Source organism: Actinoplanes siamensis, assembly GCF_016862395.1.
GTDB lineage: Bacteria > Actinomycetota > Actinomycetes > Mycobacteriales > Micromonosporaceae > Actinoplanes > Actinoplanes siamensis.
The window spans coordinates 83,010-94,731 of sequence record NZ_BOMW01000017.1 but is presented as its reverse complement, the minus strand read 5'-3'; the positions used below and the strand labels follow the sequence as shown (position 1 = coordinate 94,731).

General features: G+C 72.0%; 10 protein-coding genes. 8 read left to right on the top strand and 2 right to left on the bottom strand.

Translation table 11 applies throughout. The annotated features are described in order from the left end of the window. Positions 1 to 56 precede the first annotated feature (56 nt). From Asi03nite_RS08760 to Asi03nite_RS08735, 6 genes are all read left to right on the top strand, one after another. Entirely contained in the window at positions 57 to 1,928 is a 1,872-nt protein-coding gene (locus Asi03nite_RS08760) for a DUF2264 domain-containing protein (RefSeq protein WP_239102550.1), read from the top strand. Then, positions 1,913 to 3,214, top strand: a complete 1,302-nt coding sequence (locus Asi03nite_RS08755; RefSeq protein ID WP_203678033.1) for an ABC transporter substrate-binding protein — start codon at positions 1,913 to 1,915, stop codon at positions 3,212 to 3,214. The genes Asi03nite_RS08760 and Asi03nite_RS08755 overlap by 16 nt, the downstream gene beginning before the upstream one ends. Then, positions 3,211 to 4,110 carry a carbohydrate ABC transporter permease gene (locus Asi03nite_RS08750; protein WP_239102549.1) on the top strand — a complete coding sequence of 300 codons (900 nt, stop codon included), beginning with the start codon at positions 3,211 to 3,213 and terminating at the stop codon, positions 4,108 to 4,110. Before Asi03nite_RS08755 ends, Asi03nite_RS08750 begins: the two co-directional genes overlap by 4 nt. Before the next feature lies 1 nt (position 4,111). Next, complete coding sequence (locus tag Asi03nite_RS08745; protein ID WP_203678031.1) at positions 4,112 to 4,990, top strand: carbohydrate ABC transporter permease; 879 nt, start codon at positions 4,112 to 4,114, stop codon at positions 4,988 to 4,990. 5 nt (positions 4,991 to 4,995) lie between these two features. Then, entirely contained in the window at positions 4,996 to 5,661 is a 666-nt protein-coding gene (locus Asi03nite_RS08740; RefSeq protein WP_203678029.1) for a YesL family protein, read from the top strand. A gap of 157 nt (positions 5,662 to 5,818) precedes the next feature. Further along, positions 5,819 to 6,892 carry a glycoside hydrolase family 88 protein gene (locus Asi03nite_RS08735; protein ID WP_203678027.1) on the top strand — a complete coding sequence of 358 codons (1,074 nt, stop codon included), beginning with the start codon at positions 5,819 to 5,821 and terminating at the stop codon, positions 6,890 to 6,892. A 10-nt stretch (positions 6,893 to 6,902) separates the two neighbouring features. On the opposite strand, the gene Asi03nite_RS08730 is transcribed toward Asi03nite_RS08735, so the two are convergent. Beyond that, entirely contained in the window at positions 6,903 to 7,445 is a 543-nt protein-coding gene (locus tag Asi03nite_RS08730) for a GNAT family N-acetyltransferase (protein WP_203678019.1), read from the bottom strand. A gap of 264 nt (positions 7,446 to 7,709) precedes the next feature. Beyond that, positions 7,710 to 8,447 (bottom strand): M23 family metallopeptidase, encoded by a 738-nt coding sequence (locus Asi03nite_RS08725; RefSeq protein WP_203678017.1) that lies wholly within the window; start codon positions 8,445 to 8,447, stop codon positions 7,710 to 7,712. A gap of 283 nt (positions 8,448 to 8,730) precedes the next feature. Here Asi03nite_RS08725 and Asi03nite_RS08720 point away from each other — a divergent pair, with 283 nt between their 5' ends. After that, positions 8,731 to 10,875 (top strand): molybdopterin oxidoreductase family protein, encoded by a 2,145-nt coding sequence (locus tag Asi03nite_RS08720; protein ID WP_203678000.1) that lies wholly within the window; start codon positions 8,731 to 8,733, stop codon positions 10,873 to 10,875. Positions 10,876 to 11,171: 296 nt separating this feature from the next. Further along, positions 11,172 to 11,720 carry a PadR family transcriptional regulator gene (locus Asi03nite_RS08715; protein ID WP_203677997.1) on the top strand — a complete coding sequence of 183 codons (549 nt, stop codon included), beginning with the start codon at positions 11,172 to 11,174 and terminating at the stop codon, positions 11,718 to 11,720. The last annotated feature ends 2 nt before the right edge of the window (positions 11,721 to 11,722 follow it).

Here is an 11,722-nt window from a genome sequence, read left to right as displayed (position 1 = left end):
GTGAGCGTTTAACGTCCTCGACACCGAGCCGTCCGATTGATGTCGGAGAGTGCCGCGTGTCCGAAGAGTTGCGAACGCCCATCCCCGCCGACTGGAGCCGGGACGACTGGCTGCGCCTGGCCGACCGGATGCTCACCGCCGCAGGCCGGCACGCGAGCCCCGGCCGCGCCCGGATCCTCCTGCCCGGCGCCGAGGGCGGTTACGGCCGCGACGTGGACGGCCTGGAGGGCTTCGCGCGGACGTTCCTGCTGGCCGGCTTCCGGATCGCCGGGGCGGGCGGGACCGGTGTCGACGAGTTGGTCGAGCGGTACGCGACAGGCCTGGCCACCGGCACCGACCCGGCCTCGCCGGAGCGCTGGACCCGGCTCACCGAGCACGGCCAGGCCAAGGTCGAGGCGGCCGGCATCGCGCTGATCCTGGATCTGACCCGCCCGTGGATCTGGGACCACCTGGACCCCGGCGTCCAGGAGCGGATCGTGGACTACCTGTCCCCGGCGGTCGGCGACCCGACCTACCCGCAGATCAACTGGGTCTGGTTCCGGCTGGTCGTGCAGACCTTCCTGCGCTCGGTCGGCGGCCCGTGGTCGGCCGCCGAGATGGCGGCGGACCTGGCCGCGCACGAGTCGTTCCGGCGCGCCGGCGGGTGGCTGTCGGACGGGCCGAAGCGGGCGTACGACCACTACACCGGCTGGGCGTTGCATCTCTATCCGATCCTCTGGGGCCGGATGCGCGGCGCCACCCCGGACCGGCGCTGGGTGGACGACCTCGACAGCTACCTGCGGGACGCGGTCGCGCTGGTCGGCGGGGACGGGTCGCCGCTGCTGCAGGGCCGCAGCCTGATCTACCGGTTCGCGGCGGCCGCGCCGTTCTGGGCCGGCGCGATCGCGCGGGTGCCGTCGGTCCCGCCCGGGCAGTTGCGGCGCGCGGCCGACCGGATCGTGCGGCACTTCGTGGAGCGCGGAGCGCCGGACGCGGACGGGCTGCTCAGCATGGGATGGCACGGGCCGTGGCGGCGGCTGGCGCAGTCCTACTCCGGACCCGGCTCGCCGTACTGGGCCAGCAAGGGGCTGCTCGGCATCGCGCTGCCCGCCGACCATCCGGTGTGGACCGCGCCGGGCGAGCCGCTGCCCATCGAGCGGGGGGACGTGCTGCGGGTGGTGCGCGCGCCGGGCTGGGTGATCTCGGGCACCCGCGCCGACGGGATCGTCCGGGTGATCAACCACGGGACCGACCACGGCGCGGAGGGGCAGGCCAGTGCGGACTCGCCGCTCTACGCGCGCATCGGCTACTCGACCGCGACCGCGCCGGTGCTGGACGAGTCGGGCTGGACCCGGCCGGTGGACCAGTCGGCGGTGCTGGTGGACGCGGCCGGGAACACGACGCATCGCGCCGGCATGCGGACTCTGGTCGTACACCAGCAGGGTCTTGTGGGTCTTGCCGGTTCGGCCGGCCCGGTGCACTGGGCCCGGACCGGCGGCAGCGGCCCGGACCACGGCGAAGGCCGGCCCGCGACCCTTCGGCCGGCCGGGCACCTCACGGTTCTCTCGCTGGTGCGCGGGGCCTACGAGGTCCGGCTGGTGCGCGTCGACGCCGTGGACGGCGCCGCGGTCCGCCTGCGCGTCGGCGGCTGGCCGGTCACCGAGGGCCCGCTCATCTCGCAGCTGGCCGCGATCCGGCCCCCCGCGAGCGACTCCGGCGCCGCCTGCCACGACGACGCCGGGCCGCTCGGGAGCCCGGTCCGCGTGCCCTGGATCGACTACCCGCCGCAAGCCGGCGCCTGGACCGCCACCCTGATCGCCCTCGGCGCCGGCCTGCCGGCCGGCCCGCGCTGCGCCGTCGAGATCGGCGACGACGTGCGGGTGACCTGGCCGGACGGTGTCACCACGGGCCACCCACATCTGAAGGAGACGCGTTGGAACGCTCGATAGCCGCCGTCCTCGGCGCCGTCACGGCGCTCTCGCTCACGCTCGCCGGGTGCGGATCCGGCGACGACGCCTCCGGCGGGGACGGGACCGCCACGCTCACCCTGGCCGGTTGGAGCCTGGCCACGACGCCGGAGTTCAAGGTGCTCGCCGACGGGTTCCACGCCGCGAACCCGGGCGTCAGCGTCGAGCTCAAGGAGTACGACCCGAAGAACTACGACACCCAGATGATCGCGGACCTGGCGGCCGGCAAGGCGCCGGACCTCTACGTGCAGAAGACGCTGAAGAACTTCTACACGTACCAGAACGGCAAGCAGTTGCTCGACGTCTCGGACGTCGCGTCCGGGCTCGGCCGCGGCGCCAACGGGCTGTCGTCCTACCAGGTTGACGGCAAGACGTTCGCGATCCCGTACCGGCAGGACTCCTGGGTCGTCTACTACAACAGGGCGCTGTTCGACCGGGCGCGGGTGAAGTACCCGGACGGCTCGTGGACCTGGGACGACTACGCGGCCGCCGGCAAGCGGCTCACCGAGGGGCTGAAGGCGTCAGGTTCCCCGGCGCTCGGCATCTACCAGCACGTGTGGCAGTCGACGCTGCAGGGGTTCGCGCTCGCGCAGACCCCGGGCGCGGACCTCGCCAGCGGGGACTTCGGCTTCCTCAAGCCCTACTACACCCGGGCCGTCGGCCTGCAGCAGGCCGGCGCGCAGGTCGGCCTCGGCGACGCGACCACCAACAACCTGACCTACCAGGCCCAGTTCGGCAAGCAGCGGGCGGCGATGATGACCATGGGCACCTGGTACATCGCCACCCTGCTCGGTCAGCAGAGGAGCGGCGACGCCGACAAGTTCGAGTGGGGCATCGCCCCGGCGCCGCAGCGGGACAAGTCCACCACCGGCGCCTCGGCCACGCCGGTCACCTTCGCCGACCCGACAGGCATGGGAATCAACCCAAAGATCAAAAAAGCGAGGATCGACACCGCGAAGAAGTTCCTGGCGTACGTCGGGAGCGCGGACGCCGCGAAGGCGCTCGCCGGCATCGGCATCACGCCGGCGAACACCGACGCCGCGGCCGGCACGATCTTCGCGATCCCCGGCGTCCCCACCGACGACGTCTCCCGGTTCGCCTTCACCAGGCACGACACCAAGCCGGAGAACCCGGTCGGCAAGTACACCGCGCCGCTGCAGAACATCCTCAACGACCTGCACACCGCGGTGCTGTCCGGCACCGAGGACATCGACACCGCGATCGCCGAGGCGCAGGACCGGGCCAAGAACGAGGTCCTGAACAAGTGACAGCGCCGGGCTCCGCTCCCGCCCGGCGGCGGGTGGGCCGCAACACGCTGCTCGGCTGGAGCTTCCTGCTGCCGAACTTCCTCGGCTTCGCGGTGCTCACCATGGCGCCGGTGGCGCTGCTCTTCTACTACGCGTTCACCACCTGGGACATCTTCGGCGGCGCCGAGTGGTCCGGCCTGGACAACGCCCGGCAGATGATCCACGACAGCACCTTCTGGAACGCCGTCCGGAACACGCTGTACTACACCGTCTTCCACATCCCGCTCACCCTGGTCGTGTCGCTCGGGCTGGCGGTGCTGCTGAACAAGCGGCTGCGGGCGGTGGCGTTCTTCCGCACGGTGGCGTTCTTCCCGTACATCGCCTCCATCGTGGCCGTCGCCCAGGTCTGGAACATGCTGTTCAGCCCGGGGTACGGGCCGGTCGACGCGCTGCTGCGGGCGGTCGGCGTGGACCATCCGCCCGGCTGGACGACGTCGGCGGACTGGTCCATGCCGGCGGTCATCCTGGTCGGCACCTGGCGGGAGATGGGCTACTTCATGCTGATCTTCCTGGCCGGCCTGCAGACCGTGCCGGCGCAACTGTACGAGGCGGCCCGGGTGGACGGCGCGAACGCCTGGCAGCGGCTGTGGGCGGTCACCCTGCCCGGCCTGCGGCCCACCACGTTCTTCGTGATCGTGATGCTGACCATCAACAGCTTCAAGGTGCTCGACCTGATCCTGGTGATGACCAACGGCGGACCCGGCCAGTCGACGCTCGTGCTCGCCCAGTACGTCTACCGCAAGGGCTTCGAGGAGAACCAGTTCGGCTACGCGTCGGCCGTGTCGGTGGTGCTCTTCCTGCTCTGCTTGCTGGTCACCATGGCGCAGTTCGCGGTGAACCGGCGACGGGAGGCCTGAGATGACCACCCACCCGGCCCCGCCCGCGCCACCGGTCCAGACGCCGTCCGGGCGCAGGCGCAACTCCCGGATCGGCCGCGTGCTCGGCTACCTCGCGACGGCCGTCGCGTCGGTGGCCGTGCTGCTGCCCTTCTACTGGATGGTCGTCTCCTCGCTGAAGACCGACAACGAGGTGTTCACGTTGCCGGTGCGGTGGCTGCCGTCGGCGGCGCAGTGGCACCACTACGCCGACATCTGGACCCGCTCGGACCTGACCACCTGGCTCGGCAACACCGTGCTGCTCTCCGTGGCGGTCACCGTCCTGCAGGTGCTGACCGGCAGCTTCGCGGCGTACGGCTTCTCCAAGATCCGCTTTCCGGGGCGGGACGCGCTGTTCCTCACGTACGTGGCGACGCTGGCCGTGCCCTGGCAGTCGTACATGATCCCGCAGTTCGTGCTGCTGTCGAAGATGCACCTGTCGGACACGCTCTGGTCGATCATCGCGATCCAGGCGTTCGGCGCGCTCGGCGTCTTCCTGATGCGGCAGTTCTACGAGTCGATCCCGGACGAACTGGTCGACGCGGCGCGGATCGACGGCATGAGCGAGTACGGCATCTACCGCCGGATCATGCTGCCGCTCTCCACCCCGGCGCTGGCCAGCCTGGCCCTGCTCACGCTGGTCAACACCTGGAACGACTTCCTCGGACCGCTGCTCTACCTGCGCTCCAGCAACCTCTGGACGATCCAGCTGGGCCTGCGCACGTTCATCAGCCAGTACAGCGCCGAGTACGCGCTGATCATGACCGGATCGGTGCTCTCGGTCCTGCCGATCGTGGTGATCTTCCTGCTCGGCCAGCGGTACTTCGTCGAGGGCGTCGCCACCACCGGACTGAAGGGATGACCGGGATGCCCCGCCTGCGTCACGAGACCCTGTCCGGCCTGTTCGACCTGCTCTATCTGGCGCTGATGACGAACGTGCTGCTGTCGGTGGCGCTGCTGCCGCTGCTGGCCGCGCTGTTCAGCCCGGTGTTCCTGCTGACCGCGCCGCTCGCCGCGCCCGGCCTGTGCGCCGCGTTCGCGGTCTTCGCCGCACACCCGGGTCCGGTGGTCCGCACCTTCGTCACGGCCTGGCGCTCGTCGTTGCGGCGCGCGGCCGCGCTCGGCGTGCTCACCACGGCGGCGCTTGTCGTGCTCGGCGTGGACGTCCGGGCCGCGGGGCGGCACCCGGCCGGGGCGGTGGTGATCCCGGTGCTCGCGGTGCTGATCGCGCTGATGGTGGCCACCACGGTGCTCGCGCTCGTGGCGCTCGCCGAGCGGCCGGCCGCGCGGCTGCGCGACGTGCTCCGGGCCGGCCTGGTGCTCAGTGTGCGCCGGTGGTACCTGACGTTGCCGTCGCTGGGCGTGCTCGGGCTCCTCGAGGCCCTGTTCGCGGCGAAGCCGGCGCTCGCGCTCGCGCTGGCGGCCGGCCCGCTGCTCTACCTGGTCTGGGCGAACAGCCGCTGGACACTGACGCCCGCCCTGGGCACACGGCTGGTGTCCGGAGTCGCCTCGAACCCGCCGAGACACCGCTGAGCGCCGGCCGCACGCTCCCGGCCGGTCCCCAGGGGTGTCCCGGGGCTCCTGAGGCCCCGCTGAGCGTCGGCCGCACGCTCCCGGCCGGGTCCCAGGGGTCTCTCCGGAGCGCGGAGACAACCCGGGGACCAGCCGACAGACCGACCGAGAGGACCTCATGACGGCGATCGACGCGACCGCCGCCGCGGTGACCGCGGCACTGTCCACCATCGACGCGAACCTGGCCCGGTTCGGGGACCGGTATCCGGACGACACCACGGCCGGCGACCGGTATCCGCTCCGGCCCGCCAACACCGGCTGGACCACCAGCTTCTGGCCGGGCATGCTCTGGCTGGCGCACGACCTGACCGGCGACGGGAAGTATCTGGCGGCGGCGCGCGGGCACGTGCGCAGCTTCGCGTCGCGGGTCGCCGGCCGGGTCGACATCGACACCCACGACCTGGGCTTCCTCTACACGTTGTCGTGTGTGACGGCGTACCGGCGTACCGGCGACGAGCAGGCCCGGGAGGCGGCGCTGGCGGCGGCCGGCCACCTGCTGTCCCGCGTCCTGGAGCCGGCCGGAATCATCCAGGCGTGGGGCGACCTGCGCGACCCGGCGCAACGCGGGCGGACGATCATCGACAGCCTGATGAACACGCCGCTGCTGTTCTGGGCCTCGGCGGAGACCGGGGACCGGCGCTACGCGTCGGCCGCCCGGCGCCACGCCGAGCAGTTGCGTGATCACCTCCTGCGGCCGGACGGCAGCACCTATCACACCTTCTACTGGGACGCCGAGACCGGAGCGCCGCTGCGCGGGGAGACCGAGCAGGGGTACGCCGACGACTCGTGCTGGGCGCGGGGCCAGGCCTGGGGGATCTACGGGTTCTTCCTGAACCACAGGCACACCGGGGACCCGTCGTTCCTGGAGGCGGCCCGGCGGTGTGCGGATCACTTCCCGGACGGCGGCGTCCCGTACTGGGATCTCTCGCTCGTCGATGGCGAGCGGGACTCCTCGGCGGCCGCGATCGCGGTGTGCGGCCTGCTCGCCCTCGGGCGCGACGAGGAAGCGGGGCGCATCCTCGGCGCGCTGATCAGCGACTACGCCTCGTCGAGCGGCGACGCGCTGCTGCGGCACGGCGTCTACGACAAGCCGAAGGGCATCGGCGTGGACGAGGGGACGCTCTGGGGGGACTACTTCTACCTGGAGGCGCTCACCCGCGTCACCCGGCCGGGCTGGACGCCACCCTGGTGAGGGCCGGCTCTCACGCGGCCGCCGCGCGGCGCTCGGCAGTGACGATGACGTCTGTCTCGCCGGGCGCCGCCGGCTCCCGGTACGAGCGGTCCACCTCGGTGAAGCCGGCCTTCGCGGCGACCGCGGCCGACGGCCGGTTCGCCGCGTCGTAGCGGATGACCACCCGCTCCACACCGGACAGCGTGAGCGCCACCCGGGTCAGCGCGCGCACCGCCGCGGTCATGTAGCCGCGCCCGGCCCACGGCGTACGCGTCCAATATCCGATCTCCAGCGTCCCCGGGCCCATCCGGGTCATCAGACCGATCGAGCCGACCAGCTCACCGGTCGACGTGAAGATCGCGTAGTTCGACTCGGTGCCGGCCGCCCAGTTCTCCACCGAGCTGCGGATGTACGCCCGGCTCTCCTCCAGGCCGTAACCGGCCGTGGCCCAGGGCAGGAACGGTTCGAGCTCCGGGAGGGACTCGCGTACCGCGGCGGCGGCCTCCTCGGCCCACTCCGGCTCCCAGCGCTTCAGCACGAGTTCGCCGGCGTTGATCATTTCAGGTGCTTCCATGGCGGTCAGGGTGCTCGACAGATGCACCCGAAGCAAATCCTTTCGGGAGTCACGTCGCTGTCCATTCTCCCCGTCTCGCCGGAGCCACGGACGGATTCCCCGGCCGTGCCCGCCAGGACCGGCGCCGTGCACAGCTTTGAGCCTCTTCTCGAAGCGCCGGATCCCCACAACCACGGCGAGGGTCACCCGAATCGTGGGTGCCATCGTCCCGTCATATGCGTGGAAAGCAGTAGATCATCGTTTCCCGGCGGCTGCTGGGGTGGGTCAGCCGAAGGTGGTGGGCTTCTTGGGGCAGCCGTTCTCGGACCGCCACTTCTCGACGGCGGCGACCGGCGACTTGTTCTTGCCGGCCTTCCAGGCGTCCAGGTACGGCCAGGGGTAGACCGTGCCACGCTGGTTCCACCAGTCGCCGGTCCTGGCGCACGGCGGCGAGATCCCGAAGTGGAGGTGACACGCGCTCGCGTCACCGGTCTTGCCGATCTTGCCGATCGTCTGGCCGGCGGTGACCCGGGCGCCGACCTGGACCGTGGGGTCGATCGTCGACATGTGCGAGCCGTAGTAGCGCACGCCGTCGTCGCCGAGGAGCGAGACGGACAGCCCGCCGCGGGTCTCGCCGGCGTTGACCGAGGCCTTCCACCTGTCGACCCGGGTGACCGCGAGGATCGTGCCGTCGGTGACCGCGCGGATCGTGTTCCCGCAGTTCGTGATCAGGTCACTGGCCGGGTAGTCGTGGTGGGTGCGCGCGTACGAGTTGTTGCCGACCACCGGGAAGACGTACTTCAAGGGCTTCTTGCCGCTGGCCGACGGCGAGGCGCTGAGCGAGGCCGCCGGCGGCGCCGAGGACGGCGCCGGTGCGGAGGACACGGCCTGGAGGGAGGGCGCCGGGGTGGCGGCGGCCGAGGAGCCGGAACTGACGAAGTACGGCTCGTCGCCCGTGCCGCCGCAGGCCGTCAGCGCCGCCGTCATGGCCACGAAACCCACGAAGGCCACGATCTTGCGCATCGTGCCGTCCTCCCCGACCGGCCGGACGCCGCGGCTCGCGGTGCCGGCCGCCCACTGACCGGTCGGCGCCGCGACCGCGACACCGATCGCCCACTCTAGGGAACGCCGGAGCGCACGGCCAACCGCACCGCCGGCGAAGTGGTGGGCCCCGGGGGATCGCCGCGCAGCGCCGCGATCGGCGGCACCCTGGGCTCCGGCGTCGAGACCATCGCCGGCCGGTTGGTCACCAGGGAATCCGCCGCACGCCTAGGCTGAACCGCGTTCCGCGCCGATACTGGCCGGTATGGCTGAGTCGACCCGCACGGCGTACCGCACCTGCCCGCTCTGCGAGGCGGCCTGCGGCCTGGAGCTCACCGTCACCGGCGATCGGGTGACAGCGGTCCGTGGCGACCGCGACCACGTCTTCAGTCACGGCTTCATCTGCCCGAAGGGCGCCACCTTCGGCCGCCTGACCGAGGATCCGGACCGGCTGCGCCGGCCCATGATCAAAAAAGACGGGCGGCACGAGGAGGTGTCCTGGGCGCAGGCGTTCGCCGCGGTCGAGACGGGCCTGCGGCCGATCGCCGAGAGGTACGGGGCGCAGTCCCTCGCCGTCTACCTCGGCAACCCCAACGTGCACACCATGGCCGGCGGCCTCTACGTGACGCCGCTGCTGAAGGCCCTCGGCACCCGCAACGTGTTCACCGCGAGCACTGTCGACCAGATGCCCAAACACGTGGCCTGCGGCCACCTCTACGGCAGCGCGCTGACCATCGCCGTGCCCGACCTGGACCGCACGGACTACCTGCTGATGCTCGGCGCCAACCCGTGGGAGTCGAACGGCAGCCTGGCCACCGCCGCCGACTTCCCGGGCCGGCTCAAGGCGATCCAGGCGCGCGGCGGCAAGTTCGTGGTGGTCGACCCGCGGCGCACCCGCACCGCCGAACAGGCCGACGAGCACCTGTTCATCCGCCCCGGGACGGATGCGTTCCTGCTGTTCGGCATCGTGCACACACTGTTCGCGGAGGGGCTGGCCGATCCGGGGCGGCTCACGCCGTACACCCAGGGAATCGACGATGTTCGCGGCCTTGCCGCGGCCTTCCCGCCGGAGGCCGTCGCCGCGACCTGCGACATCGCCCCCGAGCGGATCCGCGGCCTGGCACGCGAGCTGGCCGCCGCGCCGACCGCCGCGGTGTACGGCCGGATCGGCACCTGCGCTGTCGAGTTCGGCACGCTGACCAGCTGGCTCGTCGACGTGACGAACGTGCTGACCGGAAACCTGGACCGCCCCGGCGGCGTGATGTTCCCGCTCGCCGCACACTTGCGGCCGCAGGCACGGCCCGGTGGCAAGGGGTTCCGCACCGGGCGCTGGCACAGCCGGGTGCGCGGACTGCCCGAGGTGAAGGGCGAGCTGCCGGTCGCCACCCTGGCGGACGAGATCGAGACGCCCGGGGAGGGGCAGGTCCGGGCCCTGCTCACGGTCGCCGGCAACCCGGTGCTGTCCGCCCCGAACAGCGGCCGCCTGGATCGTGCGCTGGGCGGCCTGGAGTTCATGGTCAGCGTCGACCCGTACCTGAACGAGACCACCCGGCACGCCGACGTGATCCTGCCGCCGCTGGACGCCACCCAGAAGGGCCACTACGACTTCTCGTTCCTGGCGCTGGCGGTGCGCAACTTCGCGTCGTACTCGCCGCCGGTGTTCCCGCCGGACCCCGGCGGCATGGACGAATGCGACATCCTGGCCCACCTGATCCTGATCGCCTCCGGCCACGGCGCCGCCACCGACCCGTCGGTCCTGCACGCGGAACTGCTTCGCAAAGCCGGCGCGGAGAACTCGGCGGGCACCCCGGCCGAGCGACTTCTCGACGCGGCGTTACGGGCCGGCGCCTACGGCCTCTCGCTGGACGACCTGCGCGCCGCGCCGCACGGCGTGGACCTCGGCCCGCTGCGGCCCCGGATCCCGCAGGTGCTGCGGACGCCGAGCGGCCTGATCGAGCTGTGCGCGCCGCCGCTGGTGGCCGAGACCGCCCGGCTGCGCTCGGCGCTGGACCGCCCGCGGCCCGGCCTGGTCCTGATCGGCCGCCGGCACCTACGCTCCAACAACAGCTGGATGCACAACGTGCCCGCTCTGGTGAAGGGCCGCGACCGCTGCACGCTGCAGGTCCACCCGTCGGACGCGGACCGCCTGACCCTGTCCGACGGCCACCCGGCCACGGTGACCTCCCGAGCCGGCAGCCTCTCGGCCCTTGTCGAGATCACCGACCGGGTGATGCCCGGCGTGGTCAGCCTCCCGCACGGCTGGGGCCACGACCTGCCCGGCACCCGCCTGACGGTCGCGTCGGAGCGGCCCGGCGTCAACTCCAACATCCTCACCGACGACCTGCTCGTCGACCCGCTCTCCGGCAACGCCGTGCTGAACGGCATCCCCGTGGAAATCAAACCCGCCTGACCCCGCGTGCCTGGCACTGACGGTTGTCTCCGGCCGGGCTCGGCGACGATGACCACCAGCCGATCGCGCCCGGCTGGTGCTGGTGACGGTCCGGGGGCGGGTTCGGCGACCGTGAGCACCAGCCGGCCGGGGCGGCGGCAGGACCGGAACCACCGCCCGGGCCGCCTGGCGACCAAGCGCGGCCAGCGGCGGAGAGCCGGGGCCTGGCGGCCATGAGCAGCGACCGGCCTGCGCCAATGACAGTTGCCGGGAGGCAACCGGTTGCTATGCAACGAGTTGCATAGCAGAATCTCGGCATGGCGCTGGAGCACGCGATCCTGGTCTCCCTGCTGGAACAGCCCGGATCCGGATACGAGCTGGCCCGCCGCTTCGAGCGGTCCATCGGCCGCTTCTGGACCGCCACCCACCAGCAGATCTACCGGGTGCTGAAGCGGATGGAGGCGGAGGGTTGGGTGACCGCCGTCGACGTCGAGCAGGACGGCCGGCCCGACAAACGGGAGTTCTCCGTCTCCGCCCCCGGCCGCGACGTGCTCACCGGCTGGCTGCACGAGCCGGTGCAGCCCGAGGCCGTCCGGCACGACCTGGCCGTCAAGGTGCGCGGGGCGGCGTTCGACGACGCGGCCGGGCGGGCGGCGCTGATCGGCGAGGTGGAGCGCTACCGCGCCGGGCACGAGGAGCTGCTGGCCCGCTATCTGGCCGGGGAGAAGCGGGACTTCCCCGACCCCGGGGCATCGACCACGGGTGAGCGGCTTCAGCACGTCGTGTTGCGCGGCGGGATCGCCTACGAGCGGATGCTGCTCGACTGGCTCACCGAAGTCCTGATCGAACTGCGGAAGGAATCCTGAAC

Bases quoted from the DNA above. Each gene is read 5' to 3' on its own strand.
- Asi03nite_RS08745 (WP_203678031.1), top strand. From the start codon at position 4,112: ATGACCACCCACCCGGCCCCGCCCGCGCCACCGGTCCAGACGCCGTCC.
- Asi03nite_RS08740 (WP_203678029.1), top strand. From the start codon at position 4,996: ATGCCCCGCCTGCGTCACGAGACCCTGTCCGGCCTGTTCGACCTGCTC.
- Asi03nite_RS08735 (WP_203678027.1), top strand. From the start codon at position 5,819: ATGACGGCGATCGACGCGACCGCCGCCGCGGTGACCGCGGCACTGTCC.
- Asi03nite_RS08730 (WP_203678019.1), bottom strand. From the start codon at position 7,445: ATGGAAGCACCTGAAATGATCAACGCCGGCGAACTCGTGCTGAAGCGC.
- Asi03nite_RS08725 (WP_203678017.1), bottom strand. From the start codon at position 8,447: ATGCGCAAGATCGTGGCCTTCGTGGGTTTCGTGGCCATGACGGCGGCG.
- Asi03nite_RS08720 (WP_203678000.1), top strand. From the start codon at position 8,731: ATGGCTGAGTCGACCCGCACGGCGTACCGCACCTGCCCGCTCTGCGAG.
- Asi03nite_RS08715 (WP_203677997.1), top strand. From the start codon at position 11,172: ATGGCGCTGGAGCACGCGATCCTGGTCTCCCTGCTGGAACAGCCCGGA.